Below are 21082 nucleotides of genomic sequence, written 5' to 3'. Positions count from 1 at the left end.
GTTGCTCACAGGTCTACCGGTCGCGCGTCTGGCGCTACTGGTGCGGGATCTCCTCGATCACCTGGGCGCCGAGCTCGCGGGCGAGCAGGTCGTCGGTGCCGATCTGCTCGTGGTCGGCGTCGAGGTCGTCGGGGCTGGCGTCGGCGTCGGGGTCGCGGGTCGGCTCCTGCGGGGCCGGCGCGCGGACCTGCCGCAGGGCCTCCCGGCCGCTGACCGGCGGCGGGCCCGACGGGTCGGGCTCGGGCTCGTCGACGGCCCACGGCGGCGGCTCGTCGGGCGGCGCGGACGACGGACCGGCCGACTCGGGACGGGTCGGGGGGGCCGCCGGCGCGGGCTCCGGCGGGGTGGCGGCCGGGCCGGGCTGCTCGGGCAGCCGGTCGGGTGCCGCAGCCGGCGGCGGCGCGGCGGTGGCGTCGGCGCCCGGGTCGATGATCGTCTCGATCCGGTAGTCGGCCCCGATGACGTCGATGACGGCCTGCCGGACGATCTCGGGGCTCCCGCCGGACTCGAAGGAGTCGCGGGCGCCGCCGTTGGCAAAACCCAGGGTCAGGGTCTTCTCGCCGACGGCGACCACCTGGGCGTTCTGGGACAGGTGGATCCAGGTGATCCGGCGACGCTGCTTGGTGGCCTCGATGATGTCGGGCCACAGCCGGCGGACGTCGACCAGGGACAGCCCCGGCGGCGCGGCGGCCGGCTCCGGCGCCGACGCGGCGCGCTGCGGCTCGGGGGCCGGCTCGGGCGCCGGCGGCACGGGCGCGGGCCGAGCCGGTGCTGCCGGCTCGGGCCGGGCCGGCTCGGGCTCCGGCTGCGTCGGCTCGGGAGCGGCGGGCTCGGGCTGGGCCGGCTCGGACGCCGGGGGCGGCGTCGGCCAGGGCGTCGGGTCGGACACCGGCGGCGGCGTGGGCAGCGGCTCGGACGGCTCGGACACCGGGGGCGGCGTGGGCAGCGGCTCGGGCGGCGGGGCCGGCGCGGCGATCGGCTCGGGCACCGGCTCGCGCGGTGCGGGGGCGCGCAGGCTCGGCACGATCTCGGGGACCGGCCGCTCCTCGGCCGGGGCGGTGATGGCGGCCCGCCGCTCGAGGCGGTCGAGGCGGGCCTGGACGCCGTGGGTCGAGTGGTCGGCGCCAGGCAGCAGCACCCGCGCGCAGATGAGCTCGAGCAGCAGCCGCGGCGCGGTGGCCCCGCGCATCTCGGTGAGGCCGACCGCGACGAGGTCGGCGGCCCGGCTGAGGTCGGAGCGCCCGAACCGCGACGCCTGCGCGACCAGCCGCTCACCCTGGTCGGCCGAGACGTCGATCAGCCCGGTGGCGGGGGCGTCGGGCACCGCGGCGATGATCACCAGGTCGCGCAGGCGGCGCAGGAGGTCCTCGGTGAAGCGGCGCGGGTCCTGGCCGGTCTCGATCACCTTGTCGACGACACCGAAGACCGACGCACCGTCGCCGGCGGCGAAGGCGTCGACGACCTCGTCGAGCAGGGTGTCGGGGGTGTAGCCGAGCAGGCCGCTGGCCAGCTCGTGGGTGACGCCGGCGGCACCGGCGCCGCCGAGCAGCTGGTCGAGCACCGACAGCGTGTCGCGGGCCGACCCGGCCCCGGCCCGGACGACGAGCGGCAGCGCGGCCGGCTCGATGGCCACGCCCTCCTTCTCGCACAGCTCGGTGAGGTAGCTCGAGAGCAGCCGCGGGGGGATCAGCCGGAACGGGTAGTGGTGGGTGCGCGAGCGGATGGTCGGGATGACCTTCTCCGGCTCGGTGGTGGCGAAGATGAACCGCAGGTGCGGCGGCGGCTCCTCGACGAGCTTGAGCAGGGCGTTGAAGCCCTGCGTGGTGACCATGTGGGCCTCGTCGATGATGTAGACCTTGTAGCGCGAGCGGACCGGCGCGAAGAAGGCCTTCTCCCGCAGGTCACGCGCGTCGTCGACGCCACCGTGGGAGGCGGCGTCGATCTCGATGACGTCGATCGAGCCCGGACCGGTGCGGGCGAGGTCGCGGCAGCTGTCGCACTCACCGCACGGGTCGGCCACCGGGGCGAGCTCGCAGTTGAGCGCCCGGGCCAGGATCCGCGCCGACGTCGTCTTGCCGCAGCCGCGCGGGCCCGAGAAGAGGTAGGCGTGGTTGACGCGGTTGTTGCCCAGGGCCGCGCGCAGGGGCTCGGTCACGTGCTCCTGCCCGATGACCTCCGCGAAGGTCTCGGGCCGGTAGCGGCGATAGAGCGCGAGCGGCGATTCCACGGTCCCGACCCTAACGACCGGCACCGACAGCCGACCGGGCGCACCGAGACCGGCGCCACCGGGCGCCGGAGCCGGCCGGGCCGAGGCCCTGGCAGGACGAGAGGCCCCCCGTGCACCCAGCAGAGCTCACTTACCCTTGCTGCCTTCCGGCCCTGGGGGAGTTGGGCGAGGTGCCGCCGCACGGGGGGTTGCCCCGAGCATAGGCGATTGGTCGTCGCGGCGACCCGACGGGTAGTGTCCCCCGCGGAGGATTCGCCTAGTGGCCTATGGCGCTCGCTTGGAAAGCGGGTTGGGTTAACGCCCTCAGGGGTTCGAATCCCCTATCCTCCGCCACCAGCACGGGCGCCGGCCCCGACACCACGTCGAGGCCGGCGCCCGTTGCCGTGTCCGGGGCGGGTCTCAGGCGGCCCAGCGCGTCGACTCGTGGATCAGGTCGGCCATGGCGACGACGCCGGCGAGGTCGCCGCGCCTCTCCAGCAGCCGGCCGACGCCGGTCGCGTGCCGGAGCATCGCGTCCCGGTGCCGCTTCTCCTCGGCCGCCGCCGATGCCCGCCCGTGCTCCGCCATCGAGGACCTCCACTCGTTCGGTTGGTTATCTGTAGTATTCCAATAGATTTTACTCACATTGTCAACCGCCCACCCTGACGGGGGGCGTCGCGGACCTCGTCCGGTGCTTCAGTGGGCTACCCGTCCACCGATCCCCCGCGAGGTCCGTCATTCCTGGTGTCGTCCGACTCCGTCCGCCCGCCCCCGCCGACGGCCCCGACCTCGAGGGCCTCGTCGACGACGTCGTGGCCGCCGGCCGCGACGTCGGTGCCGCGCTCGACCTCGCCGCCGCGTGGTCGGGCCGCCTCCCCCGGCCCGGCGGCGGCGCGACCCGTCGGCTGTGGGAGGCCATGGCCACCGTCGCCGCCACCGACCTCCAGGCGGCCCGGGCCCTCGAGCCGCACCTGGACGCCGTCGCGATCCTCGACGAGCTCGACGGGCGCGACGTGCCCGCCGGCACCAGCTGGGGTGTGTTCGCGGCCGAGGGTCCCGGGGTCCGGCTCGAGGCCCACGAGACGGCGGACGGCTGGGTCCTCGACGGCACGAAGCCCTGGTGCTCGCTCGCGGGGCGGCTGAGCCACGCCCTGGTGACGGCGTGGCTCGACGACGACGCCCGCGGCCTCTTCGCGGTCGACCTGCGTGCCCCCGGGGTCACCACGGGCGGCGGCACGTGGGTCGCCCGCGGCCTGCCCGAGGTCGTCAGCACCCCCATCCACCTCGCCGGCGTGCGGGCCGAGCCGGTGGGCGGACGCGGCTGGTACCTCGACCGCCACGGGTTCGCCTGGGGCGGCATCGGCGTCGCCGCGGTCTGGTACGGCGGCGCGGTCGGGGTCGCCCGCCGGCTGCTGCGCCAGGCCGCCGAGCGCGAGCTCGACCAGGTCGGCCGCGCCCACCTGGGCGCCGTCGACCGGACGCTCCACGCCGCGCGCGCCGTCCTCGCGGAGGCTGCGGACGACGTCGACGCCGGCCGGGCCGACGGGCCGGCCGGCGCCGTCCTGGCGCTGCGCGTGCGGGCCGTCGTGGTCGACGCCGTCGAGTCCGTGCTGCGGCACTGCGACCACGCCCTGGGGCCGGGCCCCCTCGTCGGTGAGCCGGCGCACGCCGCCGCGGTCGCCGACCTGCACCTCTACGTGCGCCAGCACCACGCCGAGCGCGACGACGCCGCCCTGGGTGGCGCCGTCACCGGGCTGCCCGACGACGGCCGCGCGTGGTGAGCGCCGCCTTCACCCACGCCGGCGCCGGCACCCCGGCCGCGCGCTGGCGCGCCCACCCCGCGCGCGCCGCCCTGCCCCCGCTCGACCTCACCGCCCACGCGCGCGTCGTCGTCGTGGCTGCCCACCCCGACGACGAGTCGCTCGGGGCCGGCGGCCTCACCGCCCTGGCCCACCGGACGGGGATCGCCGTCACCCTGGTCGTCGCGACCGCCGGCGAGCACAGCCACCCCCGCTCGCCCACCACCGCGCCGGCCGAGCTCGCCCGACGGCGCGGCGAGGAGTCGCGCGCCGCGTGGCGCGCCCTCGGTCCCACCGAGGACCCGCTCCTGCTGGGGCTCGAGGACGGCGACCTCGCGGCCCACCAGGACGACCTCACCACCCGTCTCGTCCGGGAGGTCGGCGACGGCCGCCGCACGCTGCTCGTCGCGCCCTGGCGCCACGACGGCCACCCCGACCACGAGGCGGCCGGCCGGGCCGCCGCGGCCGCCGCCCGCCGCACCGGGGCCGACCTGGTGGAGTACCCGGTCTGGTTCTGGCACTGGGGCGACCCGGACGCCGCCCCGTGGAACGACCTGGTGGCCCTCCGGCTCGAGCCCGAGGACGTCGTCCGCAAGGCCCGGGCGATCGCCAGCCACCGCACCCAGGTGGCGCCCCTCTCCCCCGCCCCGGGCGACGAGACGCTGCTGGGACCCGACCTCCTGGCCCACTTCGCCGCCGAGGACCACCTCGAGCTCCTCGTCCGGCAGCCGGCGGTCGACGACGCCCTCGACCGCGAGCACGCCGAGCACGAGGAGCCGTGGGACGTCGACCGCCGCTGGTACGAGCGCCGCAAGCGCGACCTCGTCCTCGCCGCGCTGCCGCGCGAGCGGTTCGGTGCCGCGCTCGAGGTCGGCTGCTCGACCGGCGCCCTCGCCGCCGCCCTCGCGCCGCGGTGCGACGCGCTGGTCGCGCTCGACTCCAGCCCGGCCGCGCTCGCCCGCGCCGAGGCCCGGCTGCGCGACCTGGACGGCGTCCGCACCGTGCTGGCCGACGTGCCCGCGGGCTGGCCCCAGGGGCGCTTCGACCTGGTCGTGCTGTCGGAGGTCCTCTACTTCCTCAGCCCGCGCGACGTCGAGGCCGTGGCCGACCGCGTGGCGGCCGCCGTGGCCGAGGACGGCGTCGTCGTGCTGTGCCACTGGCGCCACGACGTCGACGGCTGGGTCCTCGACGGCCCCGGGGCCCAGCGCCTGCTGCTCGAGCGCCTGACCCTGCCCGTGGCCGCGCGCTACGTCGACCGCGACGTCGAGGTCGTCGTCCTCGCCGCGCCCGGCACGATGCCCGACCCGACCGCCTGACCCACCGCTCGACCCACCGCTCGACCCCACCGAACCCCGGAGGAACCGATGTACGTCGACAACGCCCCCTGCTCGGTCTGCGGCTCGCCCGTCGAGCTCCGTGCGCGCACCGGGGTCGACGACCCCGGCGGGCCGGTCGGTGACCCCGACGGCTACGTCGGTGACGCCGACTCGACCCCCGACGAGCGGGTCTGCACCAACGCGGACTGCCCGACCCGCACGTCGTCCGAGCAGGCCTGAGCCTGCTCGCACCCGCGCTCGGGCCGACCCGGCCGGCCCGGGCCGGCCCGAGCCGGCCCGAGCGGGTCCTGGTCGGACCACTACCTCCTGCGCACCAGCACCACGGTCCGCGTGACGGTCGCCGTGCCGCCGGCCGAGGTGACGGTGACCCGGACGACCACCGGGAGCCGGCCCTGGCGGCGCAGGGCCGCGCGGAACCGGGGCTTCACCGACACCGGGAGCCGCACGCTGCCCGCCGCGGTCGTCGTCGCGGTGGACGTCGCCACCCTGGCGCCGCTCAGCCGGACCGTGCCGGCGGCACTGACCGTGGCCCGCACGACGGCGGTGCCCTTCTTCCTGGCCTTCGAGACGCCCGTGATCCTGACAGTCGGCCGCACCGGGGCCGGCGGCTCGACCGGCACCTCGGAGACCGTGACCGTGAGCGGCGCGGAGGTCGTCTCCTGGCCGGCCGAGTCGGTCGCGACCGCGGTGAGGGTGACGGTGCTCCCGGCGTCGCCGGCCGCCGGCGTCCAGCGGAAGACGTGCGGTGCCCGGCGGGACGTGCCCACCGCGACCCCGTCCGCCAGGAGCCTCGTCGAGGTGATCGCGACGTCGTCGGCAGCGCGGACGAGCGGGGTCACCGTCTCGCCGACGGCCACCACCGAGCCGCCCAGGGGGTCCACGACCGCCGCCGACGGGGCCGCGTCCGGCACGGCGCCGTACGTCGTCGGCACGCTGCCGGGCGTGGTCGAGACCCGCGAGGTCAGCGTCACCGAGCCGGAGCCGGAGATCGCCTCGGCGCCGGTGTCGGGGTCGGCGGGGCCGCCGGCCACCGGGGCCACCGGCCCGAGGTAGCTCGACGCGGCCACGAACGGGGCACCGGTGCGGACCGCGGTGCCGTCGGCGGTGCCGTTGTGGATGGCCCAGCCGTTGCCGGTGAGGACGACACCGGACGCCGTCAGGGCACCGGCGACCTCCGTGCGGGCGTCGGTGAGCTGGATCCCGTAGGACCGGGTGGGATCCGGCCGGAAGTAGTTCCCGGTGATCCGACTGGTGCGCACGAAGCCGTCGGATCCGCTCGTGTACCGCACGCCGGTCTGCGCGACGACGCCGTTGGGGCGACCGCGGACGACCGTGTCGGTCACGTAGCCGTGCTGCTCGATGCCGGTGCGGACGGTGTTCGCCGCCGCACCGTCGGCGCCCTTGGCGCCGTCGAACAGGATGCCGCCGGTCTGGTAGCCGGTGACGAGGCTCTCGTCGACGGTGAGCTCGGTCTCGACCGTGCCGGTCCCGGAGCCCTGGATCACCCCGGTCTTGACGACGCCCCAGCCGTGCGGGTGGTCGGCGAGCTCGGCGGCGGACGCGGCGACCCGCAGCGGGCCGACCACGCTCTGCGAGACCCGTCCGGCGGCACCGAAGTAGGCGATGCCGGCCTCGGCCCAGGTCTCACCGGAGGTGACCGTGACGCCGGAGATGTCGACGAACAGCTCGTTGGTGTCCGTCGCGCCGAGGGACTGGCGCGACACGGTGACCACGTTGCCGCCGCCGTCGCGCAGGTACGGCTTGAGGCCCTCGAGCGAGTCGATCGACTGCTTCGGCATGATCGTGACCCGGTCGGCGCCGGCGCCCTTGATCTTGAGCGGCTTGGTGATCGTCAGGCCGTTGCGGGCGCCGGTCGAGACCGGGTTGCCCGGGCCGGAGACCGGGGTCGAGGCCTCCTCGTAGGTGCCGTCGCAGACCACGATCGTGTCCCACGGCGCCGCGTGGTCCACGGCGTCCTGGATGGAGGTGAAGCTCGCCGCGGGGCACTGGGCCCCGTCGTCGTCGACCACCCAGGCGGTGTTCGAGTACGGGTCGGCGACGGTGTCCTTGAGCCGCACGTTGCCGGCGGAGCCGTCGACGGCGGCCATCACCGCGGCCGGGTCGGGGCCGGTGGCCGGGGGGCCGGAGCCGGCACCCTGGTCGAGCGCGGTCCCGTCGGAGAGCACCATCGCCTCGTCCGAGACCGCCTCCTGGAACCGGACGTCGGCCAGCTGGATCGAGCCGGAGGCCGGGGTGCCGTCCACGCCGAAGCGCAGCTGCACCCGCTCGAGCGAGCCGAGGTCGACGCCCTGCGCCGCGAACTCGCTCAGCGGGACGCGGACCTGGTCCAGGACGATGTGGGTGTTCGGCGTGTTCGTGCCGGTGGACATGTGCAGGGCGTTGCCCCAGCGCTCGTCACCGGCGTGGACGGTGCCCTCGTTGCCCGCGGTGTCGGTCAGGGCGATGACGAAGTCCTGGGTCGTCGAGGCCGGGTCGTAGGACGTCGGGAGCTCGTTCGGGTAGGCCCAGCCCGGGCTCGTGCCGGTGCGGGTGCTGTCGCCCCGGTTGTCGGCCCCGGGGTTGCGGAGGTCGAAGAAGTTCACGTCCGCGCCCATCGCGAGGGCCTCGAGACCGCTCAGGTCGCTCGACGCCGCCGGGATCTCGGCGGTGAGCTCGGCCGTGGTGCCGGCCTCCCACGCCAGGGCGAGCTGGCGCCCGTAGGAGTGGTTGACCGGGGCGTTCTCGCGGATGCCGTTCTGGCCGCCGAGCGCGGCCTTGCCGGGCAGCGGGCAGGGCTTGGCCGCGGTCGGCTGGGTGCCCTTGCCGAGCTGGGCCGGGGCGAAGTCGTCCGGCTCGGGGTTGCACCAGTCGTAGCCGCCGGCGGTGGCCCGCGGGCGCGGGGAGACCGCGCCGTTGTCGAGGTAGGGGTTCACGAACCCGGAGCCGCTCAGCGTGTCACCGAGCGCGTTCAGGCCCAGCGGGTTCTCGATCTCCGGCCGGATCAGGTCGACGCGCTCCGCGGCGGGCGGGAAGTAGCTGGTCGACACGTACTCCTCGCACCCGATCCGGGTGCCGGACTCGCTCGTGGGGCAGGCCGTCTCGGGGATCTGCAGGTGGGACTCGGTGTCGGACAGCTCGCCGGTCATGTACGGCTCGAAGGCACCCTCGCCGCCGACGTAGCGGCGGAAGAACGCCGCCATCGTGGCCAGCCCGATCTTCTCCTGGTCGCCCATCCGCTCGGGGTCCCCGGAGATCTTGGTGTTGACCTCGGGGTCGTAGGTCGCTGTGTTGTCGATGACGTAGTTCTGCGCCGGGTCGGTGTAGCTCGCGGCGCCGCTCAGCCGCAGGTTGTTCGGGTGCACGTTGGTCGCGGTGGGCGTCGAGAACGGCGTCGAGTTGCCGCAGGCGGCGTCGTTGTTGTTCTGGCCGTCCGCGCCGCCGTCGGCGTACCAGACGGTGTTGTACCAGTTGTGGATCGCGCCGAGCTGCGAGGACTGGATCCGCGGGAACGGGTCGGTGCCGTCGACGTACTGGCTGCGCTCGAAGAACCGGGCGCCCTGCAGGTTGGAGACGTCACCGTCGCAGAACGGCAGGATCGTCATGTACGGCGTGCCGTACGGCGCCTTGCGCTCGTAGTCGACGGGCGCCAGCGAGATCACGCCGCGCAGCGGGTAGCGCGGCCCGTCGGTGCGGATCCGGTTGTAGTCCATGAAGCTGGTGACCGCGTCGCCGCCGCGGGAGTGGCCCATCAGGCCGATCCGGGTGAGGTCGAGGCGACCGGACAGGGTGGTGCCGAGGTCGGCCGAGGCGACGCCGTCCAGGCCGGTGGGCGTGTTGGCCTTGCTCAGCGCGTCGAGGGTCGCGGCGATCAGCAGCCGGCGCTGGTGCATGCCCTTGCTCTTGGGGTTGTCCTGGCGCATCATCAGCTGGTCCTGCGACAGGGAGAAGACGGTGTAGCCCCAGGTCGCGAGGTTCTCGCCCAGGTAGGCGTAGCCGGCCTCGTTGCGCTTGAACTGACCGCACCGGAGCAGCGCGGTGTCGTTCTGCGCGGCGGGGCTGTCGCAGGAGCCGTGGTTGCCGTGCACCAGCACGATCAGCGGCGAGGGCTCGGTGCGATCGGCGGGGTCCGGGTAGTACAGGGAGCCACGGATCTCCATGTCCTCGGGCGCGGACGCCGTCCCCACGGCGGGCGCGGCACCACCGGAGTCCGGCTCCTGCAGGGCCACCGTGCCCAGCCTCGTCTCCTGGATGGTCAGCGGGGTCAGGTCACCCCGGTCCATCGGGTCGGGCAGGACCGGCTCGTCGGCGGCGGCCGGCGCGGCGGTGGGGGCGGCCGAGGCCTGCGTGGGTGCTGCCGCTGGGAGGGCGAGGGCCGCGAGAAGCGGCACCATGGCCCATCGGCGCCAGCGCGTGGAGGTGGTGACCTGCACGGCGTCTCCTGTCGTGTGCGACGGCCGAGGGTCGTTCCGTCGCCCCGACGCTAGGAACGTCCGGTTACCGCCGATCTCCCGCTCTGTTAACGCAGGTGACGTCCTGGACGCCGTGCGTTAACGCTGGCGTCAGGTGTCGGCACCGGGGGGTCCCCGGTGCTCAGCGCCGACGGCGCGAGAGCACCGGGCGCAGCAGCATCGCGACGACCAGCGTGCCGCCGCCCACGAGTCCCCACCACACGGCGTCGCGGCGGGTGCCCGCGAGGACGTCGGGCCGCGGCACCGGCAGCGGGGCCGGCGGCACCGCCTGCTCGCGGGTGCCGCTCGCCGGGAGGGCGCCGTCGCGACCGGGGCTGATCGGGCTGGTGAGGGCGTTGACGGGCTGGACGATGCCGCGGCCGAGCACCTTGTCCGGCGGGGCGTCCCCGCGTGGGGAGCCTCCCGTCGCGGTCGACTCGAGACGCGCGATCGTCTGCTCGGGGGTGTCGTCGGGGTAGGCCGACATCAGCAGCGCGAGCACGCCGGAGACCTCTGCTGCGGCCACCGACGTCGAGGACCCCGAGAGCGAGCAGGTGTTGCCGTTCACGGCGTAGGCCACCGCGCCGTAGGTGGGCACGACGACGTCGATGGCCGAGCTGAGCACGCCGCGCGGGTCGGAGGGGTCCTCGAGCTCGGCGTCGGTGGTGGTGCCGACGGCGACGACGAGGGGGTTGCGGTCGCCCTTGGCGTAGCCCGCGGGCCAGACGTCGTCGGCGTTGTCCTCGCCGGGCTCGTAGGCACCGAGCGGGTTGCCCGGGTCGTCGTCGGTGGGCCGGTTGCCCGAGGAGGCCACCACGATCGCGCCGCGGTCGGTGACCGCGCGCACGGCGCGGTCGAGCGCCTCGGTGTCCTCCGGCACGCTCAGGGAGAGGTTGACGATCTGCACCTGGTCGGGGCCCGGCCCGACGAGGCCGACTACGTCCTCGAGGCCGGCCACGACACCCTCGAGGGTCAGCGACTTCAGGTCGTCGTCGTCGCCGTCGGTGTCGTAGACCTGGAGGTCGTGGACCCGGGCGGCCGGCGCGATCCCGACCAGGCCGGACTCGGCGTCCTCGCGGCCGTTGATCACGCTGGCCATCGCGGTGCCGTGGTAGGACTCCACGGCGTCGGTGCGGGCGTGGTCGGGCAGCCGGCCGGTCCGCGGCGCCGTGGGTGGGACCCGGGGGATCACCGGGGTCCCGTCCCGCTGGACGTCGGCCACGCCGGAGTCGATCACCGCCACCCCGACGCCCTCGCCCGGCGCCCGCCCGCTGATCGACGTGGCCAGCTCCTGCGCCTCGGCGATCCGGAGCCGCTCCAGCGGCAGGCTGGGGTCGGTGGCGGCGGTGCTGGTGGTGTCGGCGGTGTTGATCTCGCGGCAGTCGCTGCCGGGGTCGGCGGACGCCGGCGCGGCCGGGCCGAGCGCCACGCCCAGCGCCACCACGGGCGTCACGACGACGAGGGCCGCGGTGCTTCTCAAGAGCACGACGTCGGCCCCGGGTCGCCGGAGGCCGGCGGGCAGCGCGCGGCGTCGATGGTCAGCGGCACGCCGCGCCGGAGCAGGGTGATCCACTGCTGCGGCACCACGACCCTGTCGACGTCGCCGTAGCCGAGGTTGACCTGCTCCTCTCCCGGGCCGACCGGGTTCTGGTAGCCGCGGTCGTCGACGAGCACCGGGGCCGAGGAGTCGTCGTCGAGCCAGTCGCCGGCCCAGACGAACGCCCCGTGCCCGGGGTCGACCCGCACGTCGACGCCGGAGAGCGCGATGTCCTCGGCCGAGGCCTGGCTGCCGTCGGCGGTCGTGCCGAGCAGCACGCCGGGCTGCCCGCCCGGCACGTCGAGCTGGGCGCAGAGCTGCCGCGGGGCGGGCAGCGTGGTGGTGTCGGTCGGCCAGCTGGCGCCCTGGACGTCGGCGAAGTTCGGCAGCGCCCCCGGCGGTGACTGCTCGACGTCGATCTCCTGGAGCGGGTCCTTCGCCGGCCGCGGCAGCTGCCGGTAGACGGCGAGGGAGAACGGGTCGAGCTTGAGCGTGCCGTCGGTGGTCAGCAGGTAGGTGGTGTCGCCGCCCACGACGAGCAGGTCGCCCACCTCCGCCTTGGCGGCGGCCGCCTCCGGCACTCGGTCCGCGTCGACCCACGGCGTCGTGAGGTCGGCCCTGGTCAGCCCGAACGTCGCGAGCTCGAGGGCGCGTCCCTGCGGGAACAGGGTGATGAAGGAGTCGGGGACCTCGACGGCGGCCGGGCCGGCGCCGGTGCCCGCGACGGCCTGGAGGATCGCGTCGCGCATCGGGCCACCCGGGACCGGGTAGACGTAGGCACGCTCCCCGCGCTCGGCGCCGACGGCCGACTGCGCGATCAGGTGGACCGCCCCCTCGGGCGTGCGCACGACGAAGCTGGTGTCGGGGGTGAGCTCGACCGAGCTCTGCTCGGCGAGGTCGATCTTGATGCCGGACCCGCCGCCGGCGCCGGTGCACGCCGTCCAGCCGTCCTGGATCAGGCTGGAGGCCTCCGGCGGGCTGGCCGGCGCCCCGAGGATGCCGATCGGTGCGCCCCGGTCGCGCTCGAACTCGTCGCCGCGCACCTCCTCGAGCTCGAGGTCGGAGCCGAGGACGAGCATGGCCGAGGTGATGTTCTGGAGGGGACGGAGCTCGGTGTCCTCGTCGCTGCCCCGGAGCAGCAGGTAGGTGGCGCCGGTGTCCTTGTCGCTGATCAGGGCCTCGCGGTCCCACTCGACCGTCGACGGCGACTTCAGCACGCCGAGCACGGCACCGCCGGCGACGATGAGCAGGGCGAGCGCGAGCCCGCCGACGATGGTGCGGCCGGGCCGGTTGGGCTCGACCTCGCGCCCGCCCGGCGCGCCCGAGACGAACGCGGTGACCAGGCGGCGCCGGCTGAAGGAGTAGGCCTCGACGAGGTCCTTCTTGGTGGCCATGGTCAGAAACCGATCGAGACGTCGATCGCGAGCACGAGCAGGGGCAGCAGCGCGAGCAGGGAGATCGTCTCGACCAGGTCGCCGAACCGGCCGCGGCGCACCGACGGGCCCGCCGGCAGCAGGGTGAGCGCGAGCAGGAGCGCCCCGGCCCCGGCGAGGACGACGGCGACGGTCGGGTGCCAGTCGGGCCAGCGCGCCAGCGTCGAGGCGGCCACGGTGACCAGGCCGGCGATGCCGGAGGCCAGGCCGACCAGCACCTCGGACCCGGTGCGGTACTGGCGGGTCCGGAACATCACCACCAGGCACGCCATCGTCGCGAGCAGCGTGCCGAGGAGCCCCCGGTCGACCGCGAGCGGGGCGACGAGCACGAGCAGGATCCCGACGGTGGCCGAGATGGCCACGAGGATCTCGTGGGCCACCCGGGCGTCCGCGGCGACGCGGGCGGGGTCGATGTCGTCGGGGTCGGCGGTGATGTCGGCCGCGGAGTACAGCTGGTCGACCGTCGTGCCGGTCACCCCGAGCGCGAGCCAGGGGAAGATGCTGCCGACGAGCACCACGAAGGTGAGGATGCAGACCAGCAGCACGCCGGGCTCGATCGAGGTCCCGTCGACGACGACGCCGCTGACCGCGAGCACCGCGCCCACCACGACGGCGGGGGTCAGCAGGGTGCGGCCGGGTCCGAGACCGATCAGGCACACGACGCCGACGGCGGCGCAGGCCGTGCCCACCCAGATCCCGCCGACGCCGACCAGCTGCTCGGCGCGCTCGCTCCACGTGCCGCTCGACCCGAGGAGGTCACCCTCGTCGGCGGCGAACATGAGGGCGGCGACGGCGGCGTAGCCGACCCCGATCCAGGCGACGGTGACCGAGGCCTCGGGCTCGCCCTGCGCGCGGGAGAGGACGATCGCGCCGGCGACGAGCGCCCCGGCCACGATCGCCGTCGCGTACGCCGACAGCTCGGTGCCCTGGATGAACAAGGTGGCCGCGCCCAGCGCCATGAACATGGCGGCGGCGGCGAGGGCGGTGCGCCGCCCCGCGGCGGGTGCCCACGGCTTGAGCTCGTGCTCGACGACGTCGGTCATCGCCTCGACGACGTCGTCGTAGACCGGCGGGTCGGGCTCGTCGATGCCGGCGGTCACGCTGATGACCGAGCCGTCGTCGATCCCCTGCAGCGTCAGCCCGGAGTCGCCCTCGAGCCGGCGCCCCTCGGAGGTGACCAGCCGGTAGCCGCCGTAGACCGTGGCCGAGTCGAGCAGCCCGACGCTGCGGGCCAGCTCGGGGACCAGCTCGGCGACCGGCACCGCGCCGGGCAGCACGAGGTCGACCCGCCGGGTCCCGGACGAGACGGTGACACGCACCAGCCCGGACGCGCTGACCGAGGCCTGACTCATCTGCTCTCCCTCACGATCCGGAGCACCGGGCCGGCGGCCGGGTGACGGGGTGCCATGGTGACACCGACGAAGGGGCCGACACCCGACGGTGTCGACCCCTCGTCGTCCCCGGCGCGGCGCTCAGTGCGAGACCGGGTGCCGGGGCGGACGACTCACTGGAACATCGCGGCGCCGCGCTTGTCGGCGTCCTTGTAGTCCTGGTTGCTCTGGAAGACGGTGCGCTGGCTGTCGTCGAGCAGGTTGCGCATCTGGAGGATGGCGTCGTCCCACGTGCGCTTGGCCTGGGCGTAGGCAACCTGGGCGTCACCGCCCCACTGGCTGCGGAGCGGCTCGAGCTCGCTCTCGAGGCGGTTCAGGCGCTCGTCGATGTCCTGGACGGTCTTGTACATGTCGGCCGAGGCCTGGTCGAGAGCGCCGTGGTTGACGCGGATTCCATCGAGTCCCATGGTGTGTGTGCTCCTTCTCGTTCAGTTCGTGGGGAGGGGTCAGTTGCCGAGACGGGCTTCGAGCAACGTCACGTTGCCCCGCACGTCGTCGTCCTGGGTGAGGTTGATGTTCTCGGTGACACCGAGGTGGTCGGCGAAGTCGTTGAGGGCCTTCACGATGATGCCCTGCTTCTCCGTCCACGACTGGTGCAGCACGAAGAACGCCGCTGCGCCCTGGCCGCCCCACTTGCCCTGAACGGCCGCGATCTGGTCGGTCAGGCGGTTGCTGATGGTGGTGAAGTCGGTCATGGCGTCGCGCACCATGCCTGCTCCGCGGCTGAGGGTTCCGTCACCCTGTCCGTACTCGCCAGCTCCAAAAGACATGCTTCAGTCTCCTTTTCGATCCCGACGGCAACGCCGCCCGAGAAGGGTGGGTAGATGTTGATCTCTGCCGCTCAGGACGTTGCGAGCGGGACACCAAGGCTGTTACCCGGGCGAAAAACCCGTAAACATCAGCCTGTCAAATCCCACAGGAACGGGATCGTCCCCGCCGCCAGCACCACCGACGCGAGCGCGAACGCGCCGCAGACCGACTCGGCGACCTCGGCCCGGCGGGCCCACCACGCCGAGCGCCAGCCGCGTCCGAGCGCGACGCCGACGAGGAGCATCAGCGCCCCGGCCGCGATCGAGCCGAACGTCACGAGCGTCGCCTGGGTCGGGCCCAGCGCCGGCACCAGGACGACGAGCAGCGCCAGCCAGCAGGTCAGCCCGGCCGCGCGCAGGAGCCCGCGGGCGGCTGCGTGGCGGTAGCTGCGGGCGGCCAGGAGCAGGCCGCCGCCGGCCAGGCCGACCTCGAGGCGCGCCCCCACGACGTCGATCCAGACCGAGGTGTCGCGCAGCAGCATCACCGCCGAGGTGGTGGCGACCAGGCAGATCGCCACGCACGCGGCGGTGACGATCCGCGAGCCGCGGGCGACGACCGCCACGACCGCCTGGCGGGGCACGACGGTGCGCCCGCGTCGTCCGACCGGGCGGTCGCGCGCCGACCAGGCGGTGACGGCGAGCCGCTCGAGGTCGAGCAGGTACTGGTCGGGGACGTCGACGGCCAGCACCGGCACGAAGCGGGCCGCGAGCATCGCCACGACGAGCAGCACCGCCCACACGACCTGGCTCGGGACGCCGGTCAGCGCCGCGAGGCCGGTGACGACGAAGAGCGAGACGCCGGTGACCATCCAGATGCGCAGCCCCTCCTCCCCGGGCTGGTCGAGGGCGCGCGCGACCGCGGCGACCACGGCCGCGGCGAGCCCGGCCACCCCCAGGATCGTGGGCAGCCGCTCGGGCGCGGGGTCCCAGGCGAGCGCGAAGGCGGCCGCACCGGCGAAGGCCGGCACGGCGAGCACCCGGTGCACCGCGAGCGGGCCGATCGGCAGCGCGCCGAGGACCGCGGCGACGACGAGCACCACCACGGCGGGCTCGCGCAGGTCGTCGGACTCGGGGAGCCACGCCGCCAGCCAGCCGCCGAGCAGGGCGACGACGACGGCGACGGTGCACCACAGGGCCGAGACCGGACCGGCCTCGAGGCGCCGGACGGGGCTGCGGTCGTGCCGGCCGCGCCGGCCGACCTCGGGCGGCGGGGCGCCGGTGGTGGCCACCAGGACCGCGCCGGTGACGATGCCCATCTCGGACAGCACGCCGTCCGGCGGCAACGGGTGGCCCAGACGCGTGTAGAGAGCCGGCACGGAGGGGAGGTTGGCCTGACGTGAGTACTCCGTCGCGACGTCGACACCCGATGCCTCCGCCGGCACGTGCAGGTCGAGGACCCCGACCGGGCCGTGCACGCTCAGCGAGAGGACGTCGGGCGCACTGCTCGTTCCCCTCACCGGGCCTCCCAGGTCGTCCTCGACGGGCGAGGCCCGGGCCCGGACGTCGTACGGACGGGCTGCTGGCACACAAGACGCTCGCTCACGGGCACAGTAGTACCCGTTCCGCGGGCTGCCTATCATCAGCAGTCCGCGGGACGACGGACGGCAACCGATCCCGGGCAACGGACCTGACGACGATGGGGCGGACCGCGTGACCACTACGCCGAACCAGGCACCGCGACCGCGCGGCGGCCCCCCCGCGAGCAGCCCGCCCGGCGCGCCGCCCGCGCCCGGACGGGCGGCCGCGCCCCCCGCGCCGGCGCCCGGACGCCGGATGGCGCCGCCCGCGGCGGTCGCGCCGGCCGCACCCACGCTCCGGGGGTCGCGCACCGAGCAGCCGGAGATGCCGAGCGGGCAGATCGTGCTCCAGGCGCCGCCGCAGCTGCAGCCCAACGAGGGCGCCGCCGGCGTCGCGATGAACGCCATCCCGATGCTCGGCAGCATGGGCTCGATCGTGCTCGTCGCCACCATGGGTGGCCGCGCCGGCTCGGGCGGCAAGAGCTTCCTGGCGGCCGGCATGTTCCTGCTCGCCACGATCGGCTTCATCATCGTCCAGATCGACCGGCAGCGGAAGCAGCGTGCCCAGCAGGTCACGGGGTCGCGCACCGAGTACCTGCGCTACCTCACGACCATCCGCACCATGGCCCGCCAGGCCGCCAGCCAGCAGCGCCGGGCGCTGACCTGGCACCACCCCGACCCGAGCGCGCTGCCCTCCCTGGCCGAGGAGCGCACCCGGGTGTGGGAGCACTCCTCCACCGACCCCCGGTTCCTGCAGGTCCGCTACGGCCTGTGCTCCCAGCCCCTGGCCCTCGAGCTGGTGCCACCCGAGAGCGCGCCGATCGACGACGTCGACCCGGCGGCCGCGTCGGCGCTGCACCGGCTGCTCGTCGTGCACCGCACCCAGCCGGACCTGCCGGCCTCCATCGACCTGCGCGCCTTCGACCGGATCGAGGTGTGCGGCGCCGAGGAGCAGGCCCGCGCCCTGGCCCGCGCCCTCATCTGCTCCGCGACGGCCTTCCAGTCGCCCGACAACCTCGCGGTCGCCGTCCTCTCCTCCGACGAGCACCTGGCCCACTGGGACTGGGTCAAGTGGCTCCCCCACGCCCTCAGCCAGGAGATGACCGACGCCGTCGGGCCGATGCGGATGGTGACCACGTCGCTCAGCGACCTCGCCTCCCTGCTGCCGCCCGACCTGAGCGAGCGGCCCCGGTTCGGCGCCGACGAGCGCGCCTCGACCCCGCACATCCTCCTCGTCACCGACGGCGTCGAGCTGCCGCCCGGCAACCACGTCGTCCCGCCCGACGGGCTGCACGGCGTCACGGTGCTCGACCTGCCGACCCGGTGGAACGAGCTGGAGGACTCCACGCGGCTGCGGCTGCAGCTGACCGGCGAGCCCGACGCGGCCGGGTTCGTCCCGGTCGAGGCGCTCCGGCTGCGCGAGGAGCCGATCCGCGCCAAGGCCGACCAGTGCGACACCAGCACCGCGGAGGCCTTCGCGCGCCGGCTGACGCCGCTGCACAGCGTGACGGTCACCGGGCCCTCCGACGGCAACCCCGGCGAGATCACCGGCCCGAGCGACTTCATGGACCTGCTCGGCCTCGGCGACGTCCGCACCTTCGAGCCGTCGGCGGCCTGGCGGCCGCGGCCCGCGCGCGACCGGCTCCGGGTGCCGATCGGCCTCGGGGAGTCCGGCGCGCTGGTCCACCTCGACATCAAGGAGTCCGCCCAGCAGGGCATGGGCCCGCACGGGCTGGTCATCGGCGCCACGGGGTCGGGCAAGTCCGAGTTCCTGCGCACGCTGGTGCTCGGGCTGGCGATGACCCACTCCCCCGAGCAGCTCAACATGGTGCTCGTCGACTTCAAGGGCGGCGCGACCTTCGCGGGGATGTCGGAGATGCCGCACGTCTCGGCGGTCATCACCAACCTCGCCAACGAGCTGACCTTGGTCGACCGCATGCAGGACGCCCTGTCCGGCGAGATGGTGCGGCGCCAGGAGCTGCTGCGCGAGGCCGGCAACTTCGCCTCGATCCGCGACTACGAGAAGGCCCGCGCCGCCGGGGAGGACCTGGCCCCGCTGCCGTCGCTGTTCATCGTCGTCGACGAGTTCACCGAGATGCTCTCGGCGAAGCCGGAGTTCATCGACCTGTTCGTGGCGATCGGCCGCCTCGGCCGCTCGCTCGGGCTGCACCTGCTCCTCGCCTCGCAGCGCCTGGAGGAGGGCCGGCTGCGCGGCCTCGAGTCGCACCTGTCCTACCGGATCGGCCTGCGCACCTTCAGCGCCCAGGAGTCGCGGGCCGTGCTCGGCGTCCCGGACGCCTACGAGCTGCCCGCCGTGCCGGGCCTCGGCTACCTCAAGCCCGACCCGACGACGATGACCCGGTTCAAGGCGGCCTACGTCTCCGGCCCGCCGGCCAGCGGACGGCGTCCCCTCCCCCGCGACGAGGGCGGCCGGGTCCGCGGCATCCTGCCGTTCACGATCTCCGAGGTGCTCTCCCTCGAGACCAACGAGCCCGAGCCGGAGCCGGAGGTCGTCGCCCCGACGGAGTCGCAGGAGTCCCTGCTCGACGTCGCCGTCGACCACATGGAGGGCCACGGCATGGCGGCCCACCAGGTGTGGCTGCCGCCGCTCGAGGACCCCGACACGCTCGACCGGCTGATGCCCGACCTGGTCGAGGACCCGCAGCTCGGCCTGGTCTCGCCGCAGTGGCGCGCGCTCGGCGGGCTGACCGTGCCGCTCGGCACCGTCGACCGCCCGCGCGAGCAGCGGCGCGACACCCTCACCGTCAACATGGCCGGCTCCGGTGGCCACGTGGCCGTCGTCGGTGGGCCGCGCAGCGGCAAGAGCACGGTGCTGCGCTCGATCGTGACCAGCATGTCGCTGACCACCACCCCGCTCGAGTCGCAGTTCTTCGTCCTCGACTTCGGTGGCGGCACGTTCACGCCGCTGAGCTCGCTCCCCCACGTCGCCGGCGTCGGCACCCGCTCCGAGCCGGACGTCGTGCGCCGCATCGTGGCCGAGGTGCAGGGCGTCGTCGACCGGCGCGAGGCCTACTTCCGCGCCAACGGCATCGACTCCATCGAGACCTACCGCAGCCGGCGGGCCCAGGGTCGCGCCGACGACGGCTACGGCGACGTCTTCCTGGTCATCGACGGGTGGAGCACCCTGCGCTCCGACTTCGACGACCTCGAGCTGTCGATCCAGACCCTCGCCTCGCGCGGCCTGACGTTCGGGCTGCACCTGCTCGCGGGCGCGGCGCGCTGGGCCGACTTCCGGGCCGCCATGCGCGACGTCCTCGGCACCCGGCTCGAGCTCAAGCTCGGCGACGCCCTCGACTCCGAGATCGACCGCAAGGTGGCCCAGCTGGTGCCGGCCGGACGACCGGGCCGCGGGCTGGTGCCCGGCAAGCTGCACTTCCTGGGGGCCCTGCCCCGCATCGACGGCGACCCGACCGCGGCCACCCTGGGCGACGGCGTCGACCACCTCATCGCCAAGGTCAGCGCCGCGTGGAAGGGCCCGGCCGGCCCCAAGCTGCGGCTGCTCCCCGAGCGCATCGACCTCGACCGCGTCCTGGAGATGGCCGGGGTCACCACCAGTGGCGACGGCGCCACGGAGCCGGCCGCGGGCCGGCTCTACCTGGGCATCAACGAGAAGGAGCTCGCGCCGGTCTCGGTCAACCCCGACACCGAGCCGCACCTGCTGCTGCTCGGCGACGGCGGCTCCGGCAAGAGCGCCTTCCTGCGCAGCCACCTGCACGAGGTGATGCGCACCCGGACGCCGAAGGAGGCCCAGCTGGTCGTCGTCGACTACCGGCGCTCGCTGCTGGGCGAGGTGCCCGAGGAGTACCTGCTCAACTACCTGACCTCGGCCACCCAGGCGCAGCCGGCGATCAAGGACCTCGCCGCCTACCTCGAGAGCCGGATCCCCGGTCCGGACGTGACGCCCGAGCAGCTGCGCAGCCGCTCCTGGTGGACCGGTGCCGAGGTGTTCGTGGTCGTCGACGACTACGACCTGGTCGCCACCCAGCAGACCTCGCCGGTCGCGCTGCTGCAGCCGCTGCTGGCCCAGGCCCGCGACGTCGGCCTGCACGTGATGATCGCCCGCCGCTCCGGCGGCGCGTCCCGCGCGCTGTACGAGCCGGTGATCCAGTCGATCCGCGACCTGGCCATGCCGCAGCTGATGCTGTCGGGCAGCCCCGACGAGGGTCCGCTGCTCGGCAACCTGCGGCCCTCGCCGATGCCTCCCGGCCGCGGTCGCCTGATCACCCGCGAGCGCGGCGTCGAGGCCCTCCAGACCGCCTGGACCGACCCGAGCCTGTAGTTGGCCGGCAGCCCGTCGCGAGGAACGAGCGACGGGCGTGGGCCGGCGAAGGTCGAGCAAGCCCCGCGACCGAGGAACGAGGTCGCGACGGGCGCGTCGAGACCGGGGGCGAGGAACGAGCGCCCGACGTCACAGGCGAGGGTCGAGCAAGCCCCGCGACCGAGGAACGAGGTCGCGACGGGCGCGTCGAGACCACGCGAGCGACCTCGACAACCCGCCCCCGGCGCAACCCACGACCCAGACGACCGGCAGACAACCCGCCCCCGGCGCAACCCACGGCCGGACGATCCACGTCGCGCAGGTCA

At 74.8% G+C, this 21082-nt stretch carries 13 protein-coding genes, 1 tRNA gene and 1 other RNA gene; 5 read left to right on the top strand and 10 right to left on the bottom strand.

Annotated features, from left to right (window positions below):
• Positions 1-34: 34 nt before the first annotated feature.
• The gene (locus tag FE634_RS01715; protein WP_138874906.1) at positions 35-2227 is read right to left on the bottom strand and encodes a DNA polymerase III subunit gamma and tau; all 2193 of its coding nucleotides are present in this window, start codon (positions 2225-2227) and stop codon (positions 35-37) included.
• A 99-nt stretch (positions 2228-2326) separates the two neighbouring features.
• Positions 2327-2417: signal recognition particle sRNA small type (gene ffs, locus FE634_RS01710), an RNA gene on the bottom strand.
• A gap of 55 nt (positions 2418-2472) precedes the next feature.
• Between ffs and FE634_RS01705 the strand changes: the two genes are divergently transcribed.
• Positions 2473-2560 (top strand) — tRNA-Ser (locus FE634_RS01705).
• A 66-nt stretch (positions 2561-2626) separates the two neighbouring features.
• Here the strand turns inward: FE634_RS01705 and FE634_RS20885 are convergent.
• Complete coding sequence (locus FE634_RS20885; RefSeq protein ID WP_187366801.1) at positions 2627-2794, bottom strand: hypothetical protein; 168 nt, start codon at positions 2792-2794, stop codon at positions 2627-2629.
• Positions 2795-3018: 224 nt separating this feature from the next.
• Between FE634_RS20885 and FE634_RS01700 the strand changes: the two genes are divergently transcribed.
• The 3 genes from FE634_RS01700 to FE634_RS01690 are packed head-to-tail and all read left to right on the top strand — an operon-like array spanning position 3019 to position 5561.
• Positions 3019-3987 carry an acyl-CoA dehydrogenase family protein gene (locus FE634_RS01700; RefSeq protein WP_262347541.1) on the top strand — a complete coding sequence of 323 codons (969 nt, stop codon included), beginning with the start codon at positions 3019-3021 and terminating at the stop codon, positions 3985-3987.
• A complete protein-coding gene (locus FE634_RS01695) occupies positions 3984-5321 on the top strand; it encodes a bifunctional PIG-L family deacetylase/class I SAM-dependent methyltransferase (RefSeq protein WP_187366800.1) in 1338 nt (445 codons plus the stop codon). The genes FE634_RS01700 and FE634_RS01695 overlap by 4 nt, the downstream gene beginning before the upstream one ends.
• A gap of 48 nt (positions 5322-5369) precedes the next feature.
• On the top strand, positions 5370-5561 hold the full coding sequence (locus tag FE634_RS01690; protein ID WP_138874904.1) for a hypothetical protein: 192 nt from the start codon (positions 5370-5372) through the stop codon (positions 5559-5561).
• Between the two features lie 80 nt (positions 5562-5641).
• Here the strand turns inward: FE634_RS01690 and FE634_RS01685 are convergent, their stop codons facing one another.
• The 7 genes from FE634_RS01685 to FE634_RS01655 form a co-directional block, all read right to left on the bottom strand.
• Positions 5642-9733: an Ig-like domain-containing protein gene (locus FE634_RS01685; protein WP_138874903.1), complete on the bottom strand. Its 4092-nt coding sequence runs from the start codon at positions 9731-9733 to the stop codon at positions 5642-5644.
• A 199-nt stretch (positions 9734-9932) separates the two neighbouring features.
• Complete coding sequence (locus FE634_RS01680) at positions 9933-11276, bottom strand: S8 family peptidase (RefSeq protein ID WP_138874902.1); 1344 nt, start codon at positions 11274-11276, stop codon at positions 9933-9935.
• Positions 11267-12721, bottom strand: coding sequence for a type VII secretion protein EccB (locus FE634_RS01675; RefSeq protein WP_148240283.1), 1455 nt, complete (start codon positions 12719-12721; stop codon positions 11267-11269). The genes FE634_RS01680 and FE634_RS01675 overlap by 10 nt, the downstream gene beginning before the upstream one ends.
• Before the next feature lie 2 nt (positions 12722-12723).
• A complete protein-coding gene (gene eccD / locus FE634_RS01670; protein ID WP_137295614.1) occupies positions 12724-14112 on the bottom strand; it encodes a type VII secretion integral membrane protein EccD in 1389 nt (462 codons plus the stop codon).
• Between the two features lie 152 nt (positions 14113-14264).
• Complete coding sequence (locus FE634_RS01665; protein WP_137295613.1) at positions 14265-14558, bottom strand: WXG100 family type VII secretion target; 294 nt, start codon at positions 14556-14558, stop codon at positions 14265-14267.
• Between the two features lie 39 nt (positions 14559-14597).
• Entirely contained in the window at positions 14598-14921 is a 324-nt protein-coding gene (locus FE634_RS01660) for a WXG100 family type VII secretion target (protein ID WP_134767914.1), read from the bottom strand.
• 128 nt (positions 14922-15049) lie between these two features.
• Positions 15050-16417 carry a hypothetical protein gene (locus FE634_RS01655; RefSeq protein ID WP_148240282.1) on the bottom strand — a complete coding sequence of 456 codons (1368 nt, stop codon included), beginning with the start codon at positions 16415-16417 and terminating at the stop codon, positions 15050-15052.
• Between the two features lie 385 nt (positions 16418-16802).
• On the opposite strand from FE634_RS01655, the gene eccCa reads away from it, so the two are divergent.
• Entirely contained in the window at positions 16803-20777 is a 3975-nt protein-coding gene (gene eccCa / locus FE634_RS01650) for a type VII secretion protein EccCa (RefSeq protein WP_262347540.1), read from the top strand.
• Positions 20778-21082 lie beyond the last annotated feature (305 nt).

The organism is Nocardioides sp. S-1144 (genome assembly GCF_005954645.2).
GTDB lineage: Bacteria > Actinomycetota > Actinomycetes > Propionibacteriales > Nocardioidaceae > Nocardioides > Nocardioides dongxiaopingii.
The sequence above is the reverse complement of the archived record's forward strand: the minus strand, read 5'-3'. Positions and strand labels throughout refer to the sequence as shown.

Excerpts from the sequence above, each read along its gene's own strand:
- FE634_RS20885 (WP_187366801.1), bottom strand. The coding sequence starts at position 2,794 with ATGGCGGAGCACGGGCGGGCATCGGCGGCGGCCGAGGAGAAGCGGCAC.
- FE634_RS01690 (WP_138874904.1), top strand. The coding sequence starts at position 5,370 with ATGTACGTCGACAACGCCCCCTGCTCGGTCTGCGGCTCGCCCGTCGAG.
- FE634_RS01685 (WP_138874903.1), bottom strand. The coding sequence starts at position 9,733 with ATGGTGCCGCTTCTCGCGGCCCTCGCCCTCCCAGCGGCAGCACCCACG.
- FE634_RS01675 (WP_148240283.1), bottom strand. The coding sequence starts at position 12,721 with ATGGCCACCAAGAAGGACCTCGTCGAGGCCTACTCCTTCAGCCGGCGC.
- eccD (WP_137295614.1), bottom strand. The coding sequence starts at position 14,112 with ATGAGTCAGGCCTCGGTCAGCGCGTCCGGGCTGGTGCGTGTCACCGTC.
- FE634_RS01665 (WP_137295613.1), bottom strand. The coding sequence starts at position 14,558 with ATGGGACTCGATGGAATCCGCGTCAACCACGGCGCTCTCGACCAGGCC.
- FE634_RS01660 (WP_134767914.1), bottom strand. The coding sequence starts at position 14,921 with ATGTCTTTTGGAGCTGGCGAGTACGGACAGGGTGACGGAACCCTCAGC.
- eccCa (WP_262347540.1), top strand. The coding sequence starts at position 16,803 with ATGCCGAGCGGGCAGATCGTGCTCCAGGCGCCGCCGCAGCTGCAGCCC.